Annotated in this window: 11 protein-coding genes; all 11 read right to left on the bottom strand. The window is 37.8% G+C overall.

The features are described from left to right. Positions 1-200: 200 nt before the first annotated feature. The 11 genes from K5R64_RS12705 to K5R64_RS12755 all read right to left on the bottom strand — a co-directional run bounded on the left by K5R64_RS12705 (position 201) and on the right by K5R64_RS12755 (position 23,216). Complete coding sequence (locus K5R64_RS12705) at positions 201-1,592, bottom strand: sulfatase (protein WP_220763925.1); 1,392 nt, start codon at positions 1,590-1,592, stop codon at positions 201-203. 133 nt (positions 1,593-1,725) lie between these two features. Further along, complete coding sequence (locus K5R64_RS12710) at positions 1,726-4,206, bottom strand: heparinase II/III family protein (RefSeq protein WP_220763926.1); 2,481 nt, start codon at positions 4,204-4,206, stop codon at positions 1,726-1,728. A gap of 297 nt (positions 4,207-4,503) precedes the next feature. Further along, positions 4,504-7,440: a DNRLRE domain-containing protein gene (locus tag K5R64_RS12715; protein ID WP_220763927.1), complete on the bottom strand. Its 2,937-nt coding sequence runs from the start codon at positions 7,438-7,440 to the stop codon at positions 4,504-4,506. A 228-nt stretch (positions 7,441-7,668) separates the two neighbouring features. Next, the gene (locus tag K5R64_RS12720; protein ID WP_220763928.1) at positions 7,669-9,843 is read right to left on the bottom strand and encodes a carbohydrate-binding protein; all 2,175 of its coding nucleotides are present in this window, start codon (positions 9,841-9,843) and stop codon (positions 7,669-7,671) included. Positions 9,844-10,089: 246 nt separating this feature from the next. Then, a complete protein-coding gene (locus K5R64_RS12725) occupies positions 10,090-12,738 on the bottom strand; it encodes a T9SS type A sorting domain-containing protein (protein WP_220763930.1) in 2,649 nt (882 codons plus the stop codon). Between the two features lie 526 nt (positions 12,739-13,264). Next, on the bottom strand, positions 13,265-15,313 hold the full coding sequence (locus K5R64_RS12730; protein ID WP_220763931.1) for a carbohydrate-binding protein: 2,049 nt from the start codon (positions 15,311-15,313) through the stop codon (positions 13,265-13,267). A 654-nt stretch (positions 15,314-15,967) separates the two neighbouring features. Further along, on the bottom strand, positions 15,968-17,401 hold the full coding sequence (locus K5R64_RS12735; protein ID WP_220763932.1) for a hypothetical protein: 1,434 nt from the start codon (positions 17,399-17,401) through the stop codon (positions 15,968-15,970). A gap of 212 nt (positions 17,402-17,613) precedes the next feature. Continuing rightward, a complete protein-coding gene (locus K5R64_RS12740) occupies positions 17,614-19,275 on the bottom strand; it encodes a hypothetical protein (protein ID WP_220763933.1) in 1,662 nt (553 codons plus the stop codon). Between the two features lie 237 nt (positions 19,276-19,512). Further along, on the bottom strand, positions 19,513-19,824 hold the full coding sequence (locus K5R64_RS12745) for a hypothetical protein (RefSeq protein WP_220763934.1): 312 nt from the start codon (positions 19,822-19,824) through the stop codon (positions 19,513-19,515). A 180-nt stretch (positions 19,825-20,004) separates the two neighbouring features. Then, entirely contained in the window at positions 20,005-21,639 is a 1,635-nt protein-coding gene (locus K5R64_RS12750) for a hypothetical protein (protein WP_220763935.1), read from the bottom strand. A 170-nt stretch (positions 21,640-21,809) separates the two neighbouring features. Then, positions 21,810-23,216, bottom strand: coding sequence for a hypothetical protein (locus K5R64_RS12755; protein WP_220763936.1), 1,407 nt, complete (start codon positions 23,214-23,216; stop codon positions 21,810-21,812). Positions 23,217-23,227: the final 11 nt, after the last annotated feature.

A 23,227-nucleotide genomic window follows, 5' to 3' on the forward strand; every position in this document is an offset into this window, starting at 1 on the left:
ATGGATTGTAGTATTTCAAAAATAAAACTTTAAAATACTCGACAACCATTTTTTCGACGAAGGATAGGTAAAGGGATGTAAAAACTACCGTTCTCTTACTTTAAACTTATTTTTCTGATTTTTAAATTCAATAAAAGGTTCCAATTCACTGAAAAGAAACCATCTTATTTAAAAAATGCTAATTCTTTCAACTTTGGATATTATTCCGATTTGATGGAAGTCATATTTGCCCTAACACTTTCTAATTTCCTTGCTAAGTCTTTTGCCTTATCAGGATGTTCCGCAATTAAATTTTTAGATTCTTCTTTATCTTTTGAAAGATTGAAAAGTTGCTCTTTATTTTTTTCTTTCACATATTTCCAATCCCCCACTCTAATGGCATCACCACGGTATAAAAAATAGTCTCGTTGCACGCTTTTGGTATTTTTCCCTGTAAAGACAGCGCTAATGTCTAATCCATCAATCACCCTATCTTTAGGAATAGCTGCTCCTGCAATTTTGGCAAGAGTTGGCAATAAATCAAGCGTTGACGTTTGCAAGTTAGACACAACACCTTGTGGTACCGTTCCGGGTTGCCAAACGATACATGGTACTCTGCATCCGCCTTCATAGGGACTAAACTTACCATCACGGAGCGGTCCAGAGCTTCCCGCTTCGGCTTTTTTGGATAACCAAGGCCCATTATCTGAAGTAAAAATCACCAATGTATTTTTATCCAATCCTTGTGCTTTCAAGGTTTTTAAAATTTCACCAACAGACCAATCTATTTCTTCTAATACATCACCAAATAATCCACGTTGGGTTTTTCCCGAAAACGAAGAAGATGCATATAAAGGAACGTGTGGCATACTATGCGCTAGGTACAAAAAAAATGGTTTTTCTTTATTTTGCAGAATAAATTCCTGCGCTTTTTCGGTATATCTTCGGGTAAGTACGGATTGGTTAACGGGCCATTCTATGACTTCATTACCCGCTACTAACGGTACTTTATTTCTGAATTCGGTTTTCGCATTTGGGTTTTTATAATCTTCCAATGTTAATCCTTCCTGAAACAAATGGTTTTGAGCCAATGGCATCTCTGTAGCCTGCCACATATCATTGCTATACGGAATCCCGAAATACATATCGAATCCTTGTGCCAAAGGCAAATATTCAGGTCGGTGCCCCAGATGCCATTTGCCTACGATTCCCGTTTGGTAGCCTTTTTGTTTTAATACTTCGGCAATGGTGATTTCAGAGGCCGGCATCCCGTCTTTACTATACGGATAATACACATTGTCATTATGCCCCCAGCGTTTGGCGTAACGTCCTGTTAACAATCCCGCTCTGGAAGGAGTACAAATGGAACTTGAAACGGAAAAATCAGTCAAACGCATTCCCTCCTTTGCCATTGCATCTAATTGTGGCGTTTGATAGCCCTGTGCGCCATAGCAACCCAAGTCTCCATATCCTAAATCATCTGTAAATATGATAATGAAATTGGTTGGTTTCTCCTTTTTATCACTACCTGAACTAAAAATATTTGTAGCATATAAAAGGGTTGCAATAGTCAAGATTTTAATGATTTTATTCTGTCCCATGTTCTTATTCAATTGTACTTTTATTAAAATTAATTTTAACTTTTTCATTACGCATTACCCATACGTTTTATTGGTAATTAAAAGGCAATTCCATGTCAAAAAATCAAATGAGCTGCGTTGTTTTTCCCATCCAATGACAAGAAATTTATTTGGCTATTTCTGTATGGATAATTTTATTATTTTCAAAGGTATTCAATAGAATTTCGGGCGAATTACCTTTGAAACCTTTGATTTGAATCTGTTGTTTTTTACCATTCTTCAAATAAACCGTAATTTCCTCTGGATTTTTTGATTCTATTTTTTCGATAGTACTATTCCCTTGATACGGCTCTATTAGATGTAGAAAAACCACTTCACTTTCGGTAACTCGCATACCATACGTTTTACGCTCAGGGTTGTTTTTTATCAAATGTTGTTTCCCTCCTACAGGATAATTACACAAAAACACCGTTGCTTTTTTAGGCCACAAACTATGAATGTCTAATTTATTTCCGTTATCATCAAATTGAGCCGATGCACCTTTAGCCGCTTGATACCATTGTGCCTTTTTAAAATAGTGGTAAGGCGAATTTTCATTGGTACTTAACTGCTCTAAAATTGGTCCTTGTTTTTTCACTCCTTCCAAGGATTGGAATCCTACAGGATGTAACAACCAATCGTAGTTGTGTTTTTTATCGGATTTCATATAATCTGCAATCACCACATAATCATCAGTCACCACGGTTAAACGGCGTTGTTGAACGGGTTTAAAATCGGGAGCGTAATCCGTGTCTTCCCAAGGTGGAAATTTATCGGCATTCCATCGCGGAATGTTGCGCCATCTGGCATTGGTTTCCACAATACTGGCTTGCAATTGCTTTCCTTTATAAAATAACAATTGTTCTGACGGCAAGGCTTCTTGTTGCAATTCATCTACCACCACCATATTATGGGTTGCGGAAGTTTGTACACATTCTTTGTACCCTGGATTACCGTAGCCAAACCAAACCATTTCGGTACCAAAATATTTGTGTCCATTTCTATCCAAAGCAATCAAACTTGCTCTATCAAAATGGCCGTGCCACCCACCATGCGTTCCATATTTGGCATACGCTTGAATTTGGTTAGCCGCTCCTTTAGCTTCCGATTGAGAACGTAAAGCTACCAAACCTACGTTTGGCAAATACGCCGATTCGGTTCTAGGGTCCTTCACTTGGGGCAATTCAGGCACACCATACAATAAGGACACCCATGATTCTCTTTTGGTTTTGCCAATTACCCAAGCCAAATCCTCTCTTTTGTATTCGCGATAGGCCAATTCATAAAAATCTTCTGGTTCTTTGATATTCGAATCGTTACTAGAAACCACATTGGCCTCTTCATCCATCATAGCGATGTAAGGAGTTACCATATCTTCTATGCCTCGAGTATTTTTGCCGGGGTCTCCCCAATTGTCAAACTTCATGCCTGTAAATCCTTCTTTACAATTCTCAAAATCAACACTCTTAAATTTAACTGGAAAACGGGTATGGTATAAATCCAAACCATAATTTTTAAACGCTTGTGCTACTAAGGCGTAGCGTTGCACCACCAAATAACAGTAATTGGCTGTACTTTCAAACCACCAACCATCGCCCATGACGCCTTTCCCTATTTGGTCTGCCATGCCTCCATCAGCATAGGTCAAATAGTGTAATTCGGGCATATCTTGCAAATACAACGCCACTAAAATCGCCCCTGCATTGGCACTTGCTTGGTGATTCATGATCCCCAAAGGTTCCATACTCTGGCGGTTTTGTTTTAAATAATGACGAAAGGTAGCCACTATATTTTCACGGTCCGTTGTTGTGAAATCAGGTTCATCATAAATGATATCGCAGGCTGCAGCCAGAAACAAAAAGAAATTCCCCTCGTGTACCTGAACGCCATAAGTAGCAGCACCTACAGACAAATAGCCCTTTTCTTTATTCGAAACTAATTTTATAAAAGTCATTAGTTTTTTCAGGTAGGTTTTGTCTCCTGTTAACTTATACGCCAAGGCCAACTTAAACGCGTTTTCACCGTCACTGGGACTGTAATTCAAACTTGACCACACTTTTACCGGACGGGGTTTGGTCACCACTTTGTGCTCGGGAAACTTGAAGTTTGCCAATTCCTTTATCAGTTTGTCCCTGTTGTTTTTTGCCCAACTGTACTGTTTTACCTTTTGTTCGGCTTCTTGTAAAACCGAAGGAGTTACCAATAAAAATGGATGTGGCATTTCACGAACGGAAACAAACTCCAGTTTTTGAACTTCATTCCCTTTTTCATCTTTTACAGATACAAAACTGGATTCGTGACCTCCTAACGGAATTCTTTTGTTCATCACAACCGAAAGCTGTCCTTCGAATGATTGATTGGGTTCTAATGTTACCTTGCTACTGGTCAAAGAAGTTTCGCAAGCCAAATCCCTTGGATTAAGCACACTCAAAAAATAAGTTTCAGTAGTATTTTTGTGATTGGTTATCGTAAAGCTATAGCGAAGGGTTTCATTGGCTTTACCAGTTTGCGAAGGAGGGGTTGTGGCTGTTTCATTGGCGAAAGCATAGCCACACCAGTTTAAAAAAAATAAGGCAATTGCAAGTAGCCCTTTTAGTTTTGTCATCATTTTAATGTTGTTTTTTGGAGTATTTAGGATTGTTTCAAACACAGAAAAAAGAAAACCGCACTAAAAAAACACGTATTATTCTCATTCCGTCACAACCCCTATCGATGCTGTTTTAGTCCTACTAAAAACGACAAAAAGCACCGATACCAAACTTATTTTTTTTTGGTTACAAAAAATATAACTTATGTCCTTTTGTCTATAAAACAATACTCATTATACCCCATAAACCACAAAAACCATTGAAAAACCCTAACAAAATAAGGTTTCCCAATGGCATGCTATCAAAAGGGCACTCCCTTATAATTTGATGATTTTTTTACTAATTACTTTAGATTGATCGCTTACTTTGATGATGTAATTTCCTCTTTGAAGTCCCTCTAAATTCAAGTTCAGTTCACTAGTACTATCCGATTTTTGTTCCCATACTTTTTGTCCATTCATAGCAAATATTTCCACTTTTAAATCTTTGGAATCCAAATTTGTATTGGCTAATGAAATCGTAAGATCTTTGATTACTGGATTTGGATAAATTCCTAAGTTTAATTCGTCAGTTTTAACACTCAAACTAGGGTCATAATATTCAATAACTAAAACGGGAATATAACCCGTTGTACTCTCTTTGGATTGAAAGTCAACACCGCTAGCACTCGCTACAGGATCTTTTACTACTAAACTTATTATTTTATCACCATTATACTCTTGGGCAGTATAAGAAGAAACATCCCATTCATTCCAAGCATTTTTGGTGGTAATGCTAGCACGTTCATCTCCAAAGGACGGTTTGTTATTCCAATTAATTCCCGTTTCTGTCCAGCTATCATCGGCAACATCATACACATTTCGAACGTATTTAATAGAGTTTGTTTGATATAATTTAAGTTTAGCAGAAACTATCGGTCCTGGAATAGCACTTAAATCAAATTTTAAATAGGCATAACGACCAGCGGCAGCGGTTACCATTGCTGCTGCAGTACCATAATTAGTAGAGGCAGCAGCATCCCTCACGTACGAATCAGCCACAACATTCAAGCTCACAGTACCATTAGCTGCAGCAACCACTTGAAGATTTTGTGTTACATCAGGAGCGGCATTATAATAAGCGTCTCCTGCTTGTTTAGCCGTTATAACAGTTGTTCCTGTTCCAACAATACGGACTTTGCCTCCTACAATAGTTGCTACAGAGCTGTTAGAACTGGTATAAGTTACTCCTAAACCTGAACTTGCAGTCGCTTTAGGATCAAAATCGGCTGCCCCTAAAACTTTATGTGAAATGGTAAAAAATTTGATCGTTTGATCTTGTTTTACTATTCCCGATTGGGTCAGCACAAAATTATCCAATTTGAATGCCCCAGAGGTACCTGAAAAAGATAGTTTTAAACTTTGAACACCTTTGTTCAACACCATATCATTGGTCACAATAAATTCTTTCCAATCAGTACTTCCTGTGGAATTGGGTGCTCCAAAAGGCACAGCAATCTCAGTGGTTTTGTCTTCTCCTGCCACAGATATTTTGATTTTCCCACCCGCTTGTGAGGCGGCATATTTCATTTTGAAACTATACAATGCCGTTTCAGGAACCGAAATCGTGTACGTAAGCCACTCTCCCGATTCTATTCCTGTAAGGTTGATAACCCCACCACCAGAAGTTTCAATATCTACATTGTCTTTCATTCGATAAGCTCCTCCTGTATTGGATGTAGTAGCATCATGATAAACACGTCCTTCGCCTTTATTTATTGGATCATAATCAAAATTCTCAGCTTCAATAGTATTCGGCACCACATTCATGGCATACATAGGCAAATTATTCGAGTCGAAACCACTTATTGGATCACCATAACAAAAATCAGGTCTGCGCGCTGTAAGTCCGCCCCAACCTATGGCATCATTGGTCCATCCGGCTTTTTCGTAACCAGCTAACTCAATGGCTTTGTCACGTGCACGACTAATCCATTTTACTTCAGCTGGATTTTTAATTCCTCTTCCTATATAATGGGCAAGTGGCATTTCAAAAACAGGTCGACTGCTACTAAAATCACCAATCCCATCTGGGCTTATTGCTTTAGAAAACCAACGCTCTGTTCTATCAAAACGCTGAATGAATTCGCCCGATGCCACAGTAGGCGCCCAAGCAGTTGGCTGATCTGGATAAGATTGAATGGCAGAAACATTGTATCTCATATTATACTCTAACCCCAATAACAATCTATCGTTTGCATTTGCATACAGATTAACTCCTTGATTCCATGCCATTTCAGCCATGGAGGTAAGCAATCCTATTCCAAACATGGTATGTTGTTGGTCTCTAGAGCTTTCTTGACATTGACCATTTTCCCAAATATAATTGGTCATCACTTCATTATAGCCATAATTAGGAATTGAAGTTCCCTTGACAATATTGTAATCGTCGGCATATTCATTGGAAGTAGCTGTTTTTATAGTTGTGTGCGTACTAGGCCCAGCTGGATAAGGAATATCATTCAAATGAGAACTTAAATCTCCACTAATATACTTAAGGGCACGATTGTATATTTTTTCGTTATCTAAAAATATCCCCATAGCCATCACCGTACGAAAACCTGAAAGCCCTTGATTACCATGACGGCCCGCATCCCCTTGATACGCCATCCAGTAAAATGTTTTATTAGCTCCTGTTACTGGTGTGGTATCAGAATAGCCAGGATAGACCAACATATTTTTGAATGCTTGCAAATCGGCTGGTGCCCAACCACTGTAGGTACTTTTGATAATTTCAGCGGCTTCAATCATAATATATGCTATACCGCCACTCAATGAATCGGTACCGCCACTAGTCACAGAAGTCAGGTTACGCCACGCTTTGAATATTTCAATGGCTTTTTCGGCATGTCTGGAATCTCCTGTTATATACCAACGAATGGCATTGTAATAGGCCGCACGAATATCACTATTCCATGCTCCTTCATTCACTCCCGAATCTCGGCCTAGCTCAGTAAAAGTTTCCTTTCCTTGCACCACATAATTGTAACTTGATTTAGAATCGGCTACCATATTTTGATACGAAGTGTACCAAGGGTCAATCTGAGCTTCAACCATGTACTTCATTCGGTCTAAATCTGATTTTTTATGAGTGATTCCCGGATGTACAAATTGCGCTTGAAGCATATTGAAACAACACAAAGTCAGTACTCCAACCCAAAATAAGGAGTGATTTGTTGTTCTCATTAAACATTTCAATAGTAATTTTTTATTCATAATGTTGGTTAGTTAATTATATTTTTTGCTGTTCGAATTATCTTTAATAAAGCAATCTAACAGCATAATTTTAAGCATTATAAAAGTAATTGATATAAAAAAAAGCGCCTATAAACTATAGTTCATTTTTAATAAACTATGTTTTATCTGCGCTTTTTTAACCCATTAAAACAAACCCAAAGCTCTTATTTTCTATTTAGGCTTATCATGTGAACAAAAAACTGTTCTTTATTTTTTTACTATTTTCTTAGTGACTACTTTTTCTCCGTTGTCTATTTTTACAAAATAAATACCCGAAGCCATTTTACTCATATCGATAACCGCTTCATTACCGGAGGTTTTTTTAGCATACACCTGAGTACCTGAGGCATTTACAACCGACAACATCCCATCATTCATCACAGGAAATTGCACGTTTAACAACTCAGTTACCGGACTTGGAAATACCGAAAACTCTTTAGTTGCCGTTTCCTCATCGCCATCAATTGTGATGGATTTCCCCATAGCATCCGCTGGTTTTGCAGTCGAATTTGAAATCGTAAATTTGTTCAAATTATACGAAGTTGAAGTCCCTCCTACCAAAATTTTCAAACTCTGTACGCCTTTTGTCAAAGCCACTCCTGTTTTTACGGTAAACGTTCCCCAAGTGGTAAAATTTCCTGTTGATGGAACCGTAATAGCACCTGTTTTATCTACTCCATCAAAATAAAATTTAATGTTTCCTAATGAATTCTTGGCGGAATAGCGAATCGAAATATCATAATTCCCCGTGGTAGGAACATACAAGGTATATGTCAGCCATTCACCTGAAGTCATCCAGCCTACGTTATATCCTCCTTCGTTACACACCTGAATGTCCACATTATCATTCGTACGGTACTGATTACCTGCATTACCAGTAGTAGTGTCGTTGTACGTACGGTCTTCTCCAATTACTGGAGAATAATCATAATTTTCTGCTTCAATAGTCCCTGGCAAAACATTCATCGCATACACAGGTAAACCTCCTGAAAAACCGCTAATAGGGTCACCATAACAACCTGCAGGCCTTCTAAAAGTAAGTCCGCCCCAGCCAATAGCATCATTGGTCCAGCCTGCTTTTTCATAACCACTAATTTCAATGGATTTATCTCTAGCACGTTGTGTCCAAAGCGCTTCTGTAGGTGTTTTAAACCCTCTTCCAATATAATGTGCCGTTGCCATTTCCCAATTCGGACGATTGGCCGTAAAATCACCTCTTCCTATTGGACTGATGGCTTTAGAATACCAGCGGGCGGTTCTATCAAATCCTTGCAGAAAACCAGTAGGTTCCCAAGGAGTCGTTTGATCAGGATACGAATTAGCAAAAGACACATTGTATTTTAAAGAATATTCCAATCCTGTTAACAATCGGCTGCTTTGATGACCGTATAAATCTTCACCTTGATTCCATGCCATTTCAGACATCGAATTCAATAAGCCTAAAGCAAAAAGCACATGTCCTTGGTCTCTTGAGGATTCTTGACACTGTCCATTGGAATACAAATAATTGGTCATTACCTCATTGTACCCATAATCAGCAATGGAGCTGCCTACGGTGTAATTGTAAGTATCTACATATTCTGTTGAAGAAATTAAAGTAGTGCTGGTACGAGGTCCTGATGGATAAGGCAAATCATCTGAACGATGAGGCAATCCTTTGATGTATCGTAAAGCTCTATCATACATGATTTGGTTATCTAGAAAAATTCCCATTGCCATCACCGTACGCCAACCCGAAAGCCCTTGGTTTCCGTGTCTGCCTGGATCTCCTTGGTAGGATTTCCAATAGAAGGTTGTATTGCCTGTAGGCACTGTTGTAGTAGAATAGCCAGGATATACTAACATCGCTTTGAATTTGTTGACATCAGCTGTTGCCCAACCCGAATAGGTATTCTTGATTATCTCAGCAGCTTCAACCATAATGTAGCCTACTCCGCCACTCAGCGAGTCGGTTCCATTACTGGTAACCGAAGTAAGATTAGACCAAGCATTAAAAATTTCGATAGCCTTATCCGCATGACGACTATCACCAGTGATGTACCATCTGATGGCATTGTAATAGGCTGCGCGAATATCACTATTCCAAGCACCGTAGTTTACTCCAGAATCTCGTCCTAATTCCGTAAAACTCGAATTTCCTCTTACCACATAACTATAACTCGATTTGGAATCGGCTACCATGTTTTGGTACGAGGTGTAATAAGGTTCAATTTGGGCGGCAACCATATATTTCATTCGGTCTAAATCGGATTTCTTATGAGAAATACCCGGATGAACAAATTGCGCTTGAGCCGAAATAGTCATTAAAAACGATAAAGCAATGCCTTTCAACGTTTTGTTTTTACTGATTAGGACCGTGAGTCCCTTCCTTTTGTTTTTCATTTTTTTTGGGGTTTTGGTTAATTAATAGGTTATTTATTTTCTTGGTTAAAATCTTCTGACTGGTTAATTTCAGAAGACTGTTTTCATTCACAAAACCGTTCCTTTTTCAAATAAAAAACAGTTGATTTTGTAAACTTTTGTTTTGTTTAGAATCACATCCAAATAATAGTAGGGATTATCGAATGGATTTTTTAGGACTGGCCATTCCTCTTTTGAAAGCAAATGGCCAATCCAAACTAATAAGCGTTAGTTTTTAATCATTTTCTCGGTTCTAGCTTCGCCATTGGAAGTGATGCGAACCAAATAAATACCATTGCTCCATTGGCTTACATCAATATCCTCATGATTATGTGCAATTGTTTTCTCCAACACTAATTTTCCCGACAAGGTAAAAACCGCTAGGGATGCGCCCTCACTGTTCGTTATGGTCAATATATCCTTCACTGGATTAGGGTATATTTTCGAGGAACTCACTTGGTGTTTTGTATTCGAAAGCACTGGAATATCAACCCCATACACCTCAACTTCAGCCAACTGAATCGCTCTATCTGAGGTTTTTGAAATTTTAACAACACTACCTACTACACCACCCGTACTGATGGTCACAGAAGGATTAGGATAAGCAGTAATCAATTTAGAATACACAACAACTCCGCTCTTGTTGATTACTTCCACCGTAAAGTTGTTCAAGTCTTGGCTATAACTCGTTCCGCCAGTTCTATTGTAGATGGTAATCGTTTCTATTGTATAATTTGCCTGTAAATCTACTTGCCACCATTTTAAAGTATTGGAACCATTAGTACCATGTGCAGTATGACTCACCGAGTTTCCTGCCCAAAGTCCATTGGTATTACCATCAATAGCACGTGCTGGTACTCCATCATAAGCCGTGGTGGATTGGGTAGCGACACCACGAACTGGCGCCAAATTGATAGGATCAGGGTCAGCCGCTATTAGAGAAACGGTCATATTATTTAGTTCGAATGCGTTATTGGCACCTGAAAACAAAATCTTCATAGACTGTACTCCTTTGTTCAAATGAACACCCGTGGCAACGGTATAGTTTTTCCAATCGGTTAACCCTGTGGAATGAGAAGCTCCATAAGGAACCGCCACTTCAGCAGTTGCATCTACTCCGTTGAAATTGAATTTAATTTTTCCGTTTGCATTCACTGAGGCATAACGTATCGCAATCGCATAGGTTCCATTTGCTGGTACATTAACTGTATAGGTCAGCCATTCGCCTGATTCAATTGCTGTTAGATTATAGCCTCCCTCTGAACAAGCTTTAATGTCAACATTCTCATCGGTGCGATAAACACCTCCAGTATTAATTGGTGTCGTATCGTGATAGGTTCTGTTTTCGCCATTGGCTGCAAAAAAATCAAAATTTTCCGCTTCAATAGTGGTAGGCAATACATTCATGGCATACACTGGAAGCCCTGAACTAAATCCGCTAATAGGATCTCCAGCACAACCGTTAGGACGTCTGAAACTCAAACCTCCCCAACCTGGCGCATCTGTTCCGTTTCCTTTTTCATACCCTTTCGCATTAATGGCATATTCTCTGGCTCTCGTAATCCACAAAGCCTCATTGGGTTTGTTGAATCGAACGGTAAAATGAGCCACTGGCATTTCGTAAATAGGTCTCAAAATCCCCTCTTCTCCTCTACTGTTGCGTGCTAAATCAGCTCCTACCCAAGGATTCATTTTTAATGATTTCCAACGCCCTGAACGGGTAGTATATTGGTAAAAAACAGGTGGTTCCCAAGCTGTTGTTTGGTCAGGATACGATTGCGCATAAGACAAATTATACTTGGTTGTGAATTCTAAACCTTTCAATATTCTATCGTCTAAAAAGCTATACAAGTCTTTACCTTGATTCCATACCACCTCCATCATTTCAGCGATTGTTCCAATACCTAAGGACGAATGAATCTGGTCCCTACTGCTTTCCTGACACTGTCCATTGTCATAAATATAATGCTGGATTTGATCATCGTATCCGTAATCTTCAATAGTAGTCCCTCTACTTAACAACTGAAATTCATCGTAATATTCATTAGAAGATGCCAGAGGTGTTGGGTTTACAATCGCTGGTCCAGAAGGATAAGGAATGTCATCAGCCCTGTGAGGTAATCCTTGAATCTGACGTAAAGCACGTTCGTAAATAATTTCATTATCCAAAAAAACACCTATAGCCATAACGGTTCGCCAAGCTAACAACCCTTGGTTCCCATGCCTCCCCGGATCTCCCATAAAGGTTCTCCAATAAAAAGTAACGTTATCATTATTAATATCCGCCTGAGGTATCGTTGTATTTGAATATCCGGGATAGACCAACATATCTTTAAACGCCTGTATGTCATTGGCAGCCCAGCCTGTATAGGTACTTTTTATAATTTCGGCGGCATTAATCAAGGGTGCTCCATACAAACCTGCACAAAGTGCTTCGGTTCCTCCTCCATAAAAATTAACTAACTTGCTCCAAGCATTTAATATTTCAACTGCTTTTTGTGCATGTCGCGTATCGCCTGTAATGTACCACATTAATGCATTTTGATAAGCAGCCAGCGCATCTGATTCGTATTGATAGCGTTGGTGGCTCGGATTTTCTCGCGAAAGTGTGTGGTCGTTAGGGTCTTTCCTTACGGCATAATCATAACTCGATTTGGCATCACTTTTTAGATTATTAAAAGAACTTATCCAAGGCTCTTTTTGAGCCTCAACCATATATTTCATTCGGTCTAAATCTGATTTTTTATGCCATAAACCCGGATGGACAAACTGCGCTTGAACCGTATGGCCTATTAAAAATAATAGAATCAAATAATAGAAAGTGCTTTTTTTAAGTATAAGAGTCGTAATGGGTTTTAGAGTAATTTTTTTATTCATTCTTTGGTTGGGTTAATATAAAATTCTTTTTTTTGACATGTAATATTACACACATCATGAGAAATTAAGTATAATTTATCACTCATAATCAATAAATTATCATTCTTTTTTTAACACTTATAAAGAAGAAAAGTCAGTGATTCTAAGGCCCGACTAAACCTCTATTTCATAGATTTGGTAGTCAGACTAAAAGTTTGCCAATGAAAACACTACAATTCCCACAGCCCTGCCAGCAGACAGGCAGGTTAAAATGATTCGCACAGTTTAATCCTTTGAAACTTTATAATTCTATCTAACGCTTTTTTAGAATATTTATCAAACGCTTTTCTTAAAAAAAAAATCTACGTGAATCTGTGCAAATCTGAGTGTAAAAAATCAGCACGCAGATTTTCGAAGATAATTGTATAATCCTAAAAATTTACCGTTTTTTAAACACAAAAAACAGCAGCAAACGTTTCATTTACTGCTGTTTTAAAAATTAGATTAGGATGTCTAAATTTGTATCCTTTTTCGAAAATACTGTTTCTTATTTTTTAATAATCTTCTTCGTTATTACTTTTTCACCTGTGTCTATTTTTACAAAATAAATTCCAGACCCCATTTTACTCATATCTATGGACTCTGAATTACTACTCATTTTTTGAGTTAAAATTATTCTACCCAGACTATCAGATAATTGTACATTGGCATTTTCAGAATTGGCAATACGAAGCAAATCGGTTACGGGGTTAGGATAAATGGTTAAATCTTCTGTTTCAGATGCTATTTTTTCTCTATCAACTAAAAATTTAGCGCTTACTGGATTCAATGTCGTTAATTTAAACCAATTAAGATTAAAACCTCCAATAGCCGCTTCTACCTTAATCGAGTAAGTTCCCGGCGTAAATGCTATACCACTGGTTGTTTTGTTAGTCCAAGTTTGCCAGCCGCCAGAAACAGGTAATGGTGTCGCTTTTTTGTTTGTTCCATTAACATAAAAATTAATTTTACCAGCGGTTGCCAAACTGGCTAAACGGTAATCAATAAAATACGTTCCTGCAGTAGGAATCGTTATGGAATAATTCATATAATCACCCGTATCTATGTGACTTACATTTAGTCCGCCATCGGTATCAGTTGTAGTTTGAGTTTGAACACCACTCATTGAAGAATAGCTTTCAGCTTCGGTATGAATCGAGAGATTATTTGATGCTCCATTATTTGTAATTACACCATCACTTCCGATAAAAGAGCTACTTACATTCGACCCAACAGTTACAGGCATTCCTGTATAATTATTCAATGTGACACCAGTCGTTACTGCTGATCCAAAAGGTGAAAAGGGATTGGTTCCAGCCCCTGCTGTTGACCCTATCAAAATAGGACTATTAACTGATCTTTTTGTACCTTGATACTTGGTCAGTTTCACATTATGACCCGTACCTGCAATACAAGCAATAGCGTGTAAAGTAGTCGTATTGAGCGTAGGTATCAATTCTAATTCAACTGTTGTCGCTGTACCCTCAGCAAATAGTAAAGGTCCGTTAACAGCATCCCCTCGACTTGAGGTTACAGTAACCCCATCAGCCACATTAAAACCAGCTTCACAACCTATAGCTTCACAATTTACAAGACTGATATCTCCATTAGTTTCGTTTAAAGCAAATCCGCTTCGGACATTTTTGGCTTTACAATTTATAAAAGAAATAGCACCCGTAGTATTGCCATTTACTCCTCCACTACCATACGTACGATACCCACATTCACTTAGTGATTTAGTATATCCAGTTGTAATTACTTTATCTCCGTTATAATTAGCATAAACCGAAGCAAAACCCAAATTATAAGCTGTACCTGAAGTTTCAGCAAGCATAGAAGCTGTGGTTCTGGTAACCGCTTCAGCATAACAGTCTGTAAAAACAGCATTTTGTCCTCCTTGAATAAAAAACAAATGTCCAAATGCCGCTGATATAATTGTACAACGTGTAATATTATCATTTATCCCACTAATTAACATGCCACTATGTTTCTTCATGCTAACCAGATTTGGACTTCCTTTTCCAAGTAAATCACCATAGCCATAAGGAGAAGACCCCGCTACATTTAAGGTAACATCATTAATATTGCAATTATTACCATCAACTGCTACAGATTGTCCTCCATTATGAGTAGGACTAGTTCCAATATCGGTAATAGTCAACCCATTGACCGTTATATAATTACCCGATATACTTAGCTCCATGACAGGTTTCCCAAAATCATTTAACAAGGCTGTATCTACTATAATAGTTACACCAGTAAGATTAAAAGTGTTGTTACTTCCACTAAAGTTAATCATAGCAGCTCTCCCAATGGCATCAGGAACGGTAGCACTAATTACGGCAGGAGTAAGATAATCTGCCATATAATAGGTTCCAGCAGTCATATTAATCGTTTGATTCGAATTTTTAGCTGCCGCAACTAGACCAGCGATACTGGTTACCGTTATGGCAGAAGCACAAAAAGGAGTTAGTAAAGAAAATAAAAAAATTAAAAACCATTTCTTTGATAATGAGTAAAACTCATTGGTTTTGAGCATTGTAATTTTTGTTTTCATAAAATTTGGGGTTAAGGTTAATTAATATAGATTTCAAATGCTTTTTATTTTTTCAAAAAAGAAGCTTTTGAAGGTCATAAAAATAAACTTCCTCCTTTTTAATTATTATAACTATTTATTCATAATCAATAAATTATCATTCATTTTTTAACATATATAAAGAAGAAAAGTCAATGGTTTTAAGGTCCAACTAAACTCCTCTTCCATAGATTTGGTTTTTAGATTAAAAGTTTATCCATAAAAAACTACTATTCCCACAGCCCTGTCAGCAGACAGGTAGGTTAAAATGATTCGCACAGATTAATCCTTCGAATCTTTATAATTCTATCTAACTCTTTTTTAAAGTATTTATCAAACGCTTTTCTTTAAAAAAAATCTGCGTGAACCTGTGCAAATCTACATGTAAAAAATCAGCACGCAGATTTGGCAGATTTTCGCAGATAATAATTTACAAATTCGTGTAATTCAATTTTATATGTTTTTGATTTTATGCTAATTTGTGGTCTTTTCCTAAGTTAACAACTTGTATAATCCTAAAAAAATTTACAGTTTTTAAACAAAAAAACAGCAGCAAACGTTTCATTTACTGCTGTTTTAAAAATGGGTAATATAGTAACTAGACTAGAGTTCCTTTTTCGGGAAACTATTTCTTTTTTAACGCTTTACAATTTGATTGTTTACGCCATTATCAACCACCACACCAACAGATTCACCAGTGCAATTTTTAGAATTATCATCCAATACGACAGGATAATTGGTTTCGTTATGAAGTTCAATGTTTGAAGCAGGATAATTTTCGTCTTTAGCCAGCATTCCTATCGTTCTATTATCACCACCGATATTGATTTTCAGATTTTGGTCCGCATTTTTTACCGAATTTCGCAAAGTGATTTTATGGTTGCTTCCCACAATGATAGCCGCATGCCCGCTTCCATTATAGGATTTTCCTTCGTAAGGCAACAAAGTGATTTCTGCTTTCATTCCCTTGTCTGATGGATAATCCACCCCAAGAGCAGGACCGTGTTGGGTATCAGCAAAACAGTTGACGATATCGCCCGTTCCAATACAAAACCCTCTTTCGCAACCAATAGCTGTTGTGCTTGCCACATATTTTTTGCCTGTAGCATGAGTTAGTGTTACTCCTGCCCTCATATTTTTCACCGTACAATTCAGTATCGTAGGATTGGAAGTGCCTCTTTTGTACTCCACGCCATCAATAGTAGTTTCCCCTCCATTGTACGCTCGAATGCCTTCTTCGCCCAAACACATCATATAGCCTTTGGGTAATTTATAGCCAAAAGCGGTTACAAATCCAATATTATCCGCATCGGTACCTTTGCCTTCTTCTTTCCACATCTCATCAGTAGAACGCATGGCTCCTTGTACGTAACAACCTTCAATCGTAGGCCAATCAGCAGCTTGCATAAAAATAGCATGGCCGTAAGATTGGTGGATAATGGTATCGTTCTTAGCATGGTTTTTATATCCTCGTACCAAAAAAGCCGAATGTTTCCTGTGGCTAATCACGTTTTTTCCTCCTTTTCCAAAAGCCTCTCCATAGCCATACGGATACGAACCTCTAGTAGTGATATGAAAGCCTTCGATTCTGTTGCTTTTCCCATCCATTACAATATTCGTCGCACGTCGTTTAGGCGCATCGTGTACCGAACCGTCATCGACCAGCTTCAAGTTTTTAATCACATTGTTATTCCCTATAACCTGCACTTCATACAATTCTCCTTTTGGGGTAGTAAAAGCACTTAACACTTCGGTTTTGACATTAACCGTTACTTTGGTAAAATCGTATTCACTGTTATTTCCTGAAAATAAAAACAACACATTTGCAATGTTTTTTTCGCCAGAAGTTGCTGGGAAATTTCCTTTTTGGATATCCTTGGCAGAAATGGTATAAACACCTGGCTTTAGTTTGACCTTTACATTACTTTTTTCTAAATAAGGCAGTAATTCCTTTAAGGAATTCACCACGATAGGCGACTGTGCTTTGCTACCCAAAGACACCAAAAGCAGCATAAAAAAGAAACTATTTTTAAGCATCACACTAAATAGTTTGATTGAAGTATTTTTCATTTATTTTTTGAATTATTTTATAGGTAAAAATACATTGTCAAAATAGATTTCAATATAAAATATGATGCAACGGCTATAACTAAAACGTCAAATTGAAAGGACTTTTATAAAAAGAAACCTTGACAGTATGAGCTACTATCAAGGCGTAACGTTTCTTCGCAAATCACTCTAATGAAAATTATTATTTCTCTAAAAAAAATAAAATTCAATTGCTACAAATCCCCATCAATCAATGGCCAAGAATCAAAAGCTCGGTCTAAGGCTTTTCCGTTTTGGGCAATCATCACCCATTGATCTTTTTTAGCCAAAACATCATAGGTAAGTTTGTTTCCACTGGGGAATGTAAACGAAGTTTGCAATAATTGCGGATTGGCGTTAGTTTTTAACACTTCTTTAAAAATAGCTTGTGGCGCTACGTCTTCAAACACTGCCATCAGTCCTAATTTTGGGGTGGAATAAACAACGACTGTCACCTTTTTGGCCACAGCATATACCGCCCAATTTCCTTCTGTAGCTACAGCTGTCATTCCTTTTGGAATAAAAACTGGACCAGCAGCACAGGCAAAATTTTCATACACCCCCGTATTATTCCATTTCATATAATCGGTACCTGGTCCCGCAAGATGGATTACTTTAGAGAGATGATTGGCATTGTCATCCAAAAACAAACAGATGGGTCGGGCTACTATTTCCGACTTTTTCCCACGGTTGACACCGCCAGAGCTAATTAAAAAATGCTTTCCTGCACTGCTTATTTCGGGTGATGCTTTTGGCCCATGTCCTTGGCGAACAAAATAACCGTCACCTTTATCAAAAAGCAATTCGACTACCTTATCAGCAGGGCGGTACGGCATACAAGCTCCCATAGCTGCATGTTCTTTTCCCAATGTCATGTTTGGATCAAAAGGCACTCCTTCTAAATAGCTCAACCAAGATTTCATAAAAGCCGTATTGTAATCTACACTCAGTTCTTTTATACCCGCTTTGTCGTATCGCCTACGCATGGGTGGGTAATGACGCAAATGATAACTACTCAAGGCATAACTAAAATTGATGTAATCCAACACAGCACGAGCCTCTGTACGAACTTTTTCTGAGCCAAAAGCTTCCAAGTTCAAAAGTGCCGTAACTGTAAACCCTAAGTAAGGAATAGAATTGAATTCGACCAAACCATTTTGTTTCATTTCTCCCATAAGAGATAACAATTTGGCTTCTAGTCCGTTTTTCACATTGTCATAATAAGCATCGGTGTTCCCGTGTTGAGCAATCCATCGGTTCTTGAGGTATCTTGAACCGCCAGTCATCAACATGTGGTTTTCGGTTTCCACATGCAACCCCAGTGTTTTGGGCGCTGTATAACGAAATTTACCGCCATCTTCCGACAAAAGGACGTTCAATAAATAGTTTTTTGTTTCAGGATACAAAATATCGGGTTGGTCGCCAAATTTCCACAGAATCGTAGTCAATATTGTCAAGGGAAAATCATAATCCCCTTTGGGATTTAATGCCCAGGACGAGCCACAATTACCCCACACCCTCAGTTTTTGAATCGTTTGGTTTACTTCGGCTATATTTTGTTTTAACAGTAATCGAGCGAGTAAAATACGAGCCGCCGATTCTTTGGTCACCATCATTTTATCGGTAATCTTCTTCTCGGCAATCGCTTTATACATTGATTGTGCAAAGGCAGAAGTTTTTTTCCACTCCAAAGTTCTCTCCTGTGGAACTGCAATAGAACCTGCTGTCATTGCTATATTTCTGTATTTTTTGGGCGGACTTACTTGTGACCACAATGGGGTCGTGCTGTTGAGAACAAATAAAAAAAGTAATCCAATGGGAAAACTGACAAGCTTTATTTTTTTATATTTTTTCATGACCTCCTGTGGTTAGGGTTAATTAGTGTATTTATAATTGGCACTAAAAATACTAAAGTCTAGCAAACTTTAATTGATTTAAAAAAGCAAATGATTTTTGTGAAATTTAATGCACCATCGGGATTCTTTTTAAACCCTGCTAGAGTTTTGAACTCTAGCAGGGTTAAAATATAAAAAATCACAACCATTTTACTGATTATAGTCTCTTTATTTGCCAATCTTTCTACTCCCATTTCACTATCTATCTTTAATATAATAGAAGTAAAACGCAATCAATATCGCACCATAGATTCCTATTTTAAGGAGAATTTTTTTTAGATGACTTTTTAGATGATTTAAAGTATTTTCTTTATCGACTTTTAAGTCATTTCTAAATTCAAAAAAAATAAATATTAAAATCAAAGTAAATAAAAATACTGCAATAGCATCTGCATAAATATTCCCATCTAATTCTTTTCTATATATAAATTTTATTACATAAAAAAAGGCAAATATGAAAAACAGAAGCAGTTTATACTTTTTCAAAATATCTTGACGTTTCGTTCTCATATTTCTTTTGTTAAATGGAAATTATACTTCTTGTAAAAATAAAACGATGATGATAATCTATTTAAATTAACGAAAAAACCGATACTTACAATAGATATTAAATAAAAAATGATCCCTAAAGCCATTTTAAAATGAAAATGATAGAGCAAAATCTTATTTTAAACAAACAAAATCTTTCCTTTAATTAACCTGCTCTATCAACAGCATACTCCACGGACTCATTTCGCGATTTAATGTAAAGGTACCGTCTTTACCCACTGTGATAATTTCTGTTTTTAAATTTTCGGCCATTTGCTTCATTACTTTAATTTGTTCCCGTGTTGGGGGTTCAGGTTTGCCCATTTGCTCCCAATAATTGTAAATATTTCCGTGTTCTTTGTCTAGTGTTTCCAGTTTAAATTGCGTACCTGGTTTCAAGCTTGTCAACTCCATTTTTAATTGACGCGTTTTCCCTTGCTCGTATTTCTCGATTTTTTTAATACTTGCCGGAACCGCATTGTAATGGTCTTCTGGGTAATTATAGGCCAAGGCCACTACTTTCCCGTTAGCTGATTTACGGCTGACAAACAAATAATCGTTTTTGAATAATTTTTCGTCACCCAACTGGTGTAACATTCTGTAAGCATGATACGAAGGTTTTACCACCCCTTGGTAATTAATCATTCCAAATCCACCGTGAAAAATGCTTTCTCCACCGCCTTTTTCTTCAAAAATATCGGTAAAAGTCCAATACATTAAAGAATTGGCCAGTCCGATACAATCCAAATTCACCTTAGCAATATAGGCTGCTGGCGGTAAGAAATCGTGCATCGCATCACGGCTATTGGGGCTGGTGTTCCATTCGGTCAAATGAATTTCGGCTTTGGGATAAGCGCTTTTTTTAATGACTTTATTCAACCATTCGATATCATCCTTAGTCGAATTGACATACCGAGAAAAGTCTTTTCCTTTTCCTGTAGTAGGATTAAAAGGATAATCGGTTGGATACGGATGGGTCGAAATAAAATCAACTGGTAATTTTTCTTTTTCGCAGTATTTCAAAAAGTCTTCAATCCAAGAACCTTTCCATTGCAATTTATTGATATTTTCTGCGGTAAATGTCACCAGATTTCCATCGCGATTTTCAACTTCGCCGTCATAGCGACCATCTGCAACAAAATTACTACTCGAAGGGCCTCCTACTTTTAAGCGTTTGTCCACCGAGCGAACGGCTAAAACCGATTGTTTGTACAACTCAAAATATTGGGATTTGGTGCCGTCGAAAAAGCCATAATGCAAGTTCGGTTCATTCCAAACCTCAAAGTACCATGTCAGTACCTCATCAATCCCGTAACGGTCCACGCAATGTTGTGTGAAAGCCTGAACCAAATTGTGCCATTCGCCAAATTTAGCTTCATCGGGTGTAATATTGGCTTTCCACCAGAATTGGGTTTTGCTGTTTTTGGCAGCCAAAGGGGTTGGAAAAAAAGCCAATTCTACAAACGGTTTCACTTTCAAATCCAGCATTCTATCAAACAATTCGTCGATGTATTGCCAGTTATACGAATATTTTCCGTCCTTTTCAAAAATAGGAAACATATCATCGTGAAAGATGCCGTGGAAACGAACAAATTCAAAACCGCAGTCTTGTTGCACTTTTTCCAATTGCTCCAACCAACCCGCACGTAACCCTTCATTCGCACGACCGGCTCCTACGCCTTTGCTCCAAAAATGCTCAAATTTTTCTCCTTTTTCTTTCGAATTCACAACCACATTTTGCGCCACAGTCGTTGTAACTTGCGCCAACAAAAATGCTAGTAGTACTAATTTTTTCATAGGTTGGTATTTATTGTTTTTTTATCGGTCATAATAAATCGCTCTTTTACTCATTGGTGTTTGCTTCACTGCGTTAATATTTTTTTATATGTGTTCAGCGAATTTCATTTGCTAGTACAAACTTCTAGTAAATGGCGATTTCATATCTAATCGTTCTATTTTGGAAATTCTTATCTCTTAGTTCGGTTGCTTTCGTTAATCGCATTCTCCGCATCCGTTGCTTCACGCACTCCTCCTGCACTCTTTATTTCGGCATTCTTTGTTCCTTTGAAAGTGATTACTTTTGTCAACGTTTTATTATCTAAACTAATATTAGTAGCATGCATAGTCGCTTTTTCATCAAAATTGCCATACCCTTCCCAAACCGATAGTTTAATCGCCATAGTATTTGGAATCCAGTCGGGATTAGCGGTTGAAATAACCACCTTATGCCCTGTTCCGTTAATTTTGGCTAGCAAATTATTCGCTCTTCCATTTCTGCTGTCCAAAATTTTGATTTCTACCTGCGCATTTTTAGCATTGGTATAAGGAATACAAAAAGCTTCTCCATATTTGGCATCGGCGCTGCAATTAATCACTTTATCTTCATTTCCTATATTGTAACCTGTAGCCACGCAATCGCGCACTTCGCAGTCGATTACTTGGTCTCCCGAAGTGCTCAAGCCCGTACATATTCCTCTTCGCATTTGGGTTACTTTGCAATTTTTTACAGTGGTGTTTTTGGTTGGGTGACCTTCATAATCAGGGTACATACGGATGCCATCTTCACTTAATGAGATGATTTCTCCTGGCAAAATTTTACCGTCTTCGCCCACTATTGTTCCTTCGATATAATTGTTTTTGCCTGCATAAAACTTTTTATCAAAAGCATAACCCGAAGTCTCTGCAAGAATGGCATCGGTGGTACGCAACAAACCATCCACCTGGCAGTTTTCAATCAAAGTATTTTCGGCTCCTTGCAAGAAAATAGCGTGCCCCATTGCTCTCATGTGTACTTGACAACCCAGCAATTTTACATTTTTTGCAGGATAGCCTATTCGGATGCCGTTCATCTTACGCACATCATTTCCGCCAAGGCCGTACAAATAACCAAAACCCCAAGGACTTGAGCCTGTCGTTCGCACTTCCACATCTTTCAAGGTGACATTTTCCCCTACAAGGTTAAAAATTTTGTTCTTGCTTTGTCTGCCCGGCGTATCGCCATAGGTCTCAATATACAAGCCCTCGAATGTTACATCTTTACCCGAAATTTCGATAGCACAATACATGCTGTTTCCGTCCTTGCTTTTTGTCAAATCGTTGCGACTAAACAATTTCGAATCTACCATAAATCGCACTCCTCTTAAATCAAAATAAGAATTGTTGCCCGTGATTTCTATAAATCGGTTTTTTAATGCCGTATCAATTTGGTAATTCCCGGCTTTCATTTTGACCTTTACGTTGTCCTTATCCAAATAGCTTCTGAACTCCGAAAGGCTGCTTACCTCTATTACTTTATCAATTTTATTTGCCGATTGTGCATAGCTTGAAAAAAGCAGTACCAACACCGCAAAGGCAACATATACTTGTTTATTCATTTTTTTGTTTT

The organism is Flavobacterium sp. UMI-01, assembly GCF_019656315.1.
Classification (GTDB): domain Bacteria; phylum Bacteroidota; class Bacteroidia; order Flavobacteriales; family Flavobacteriaceae; genus Flavobacterium.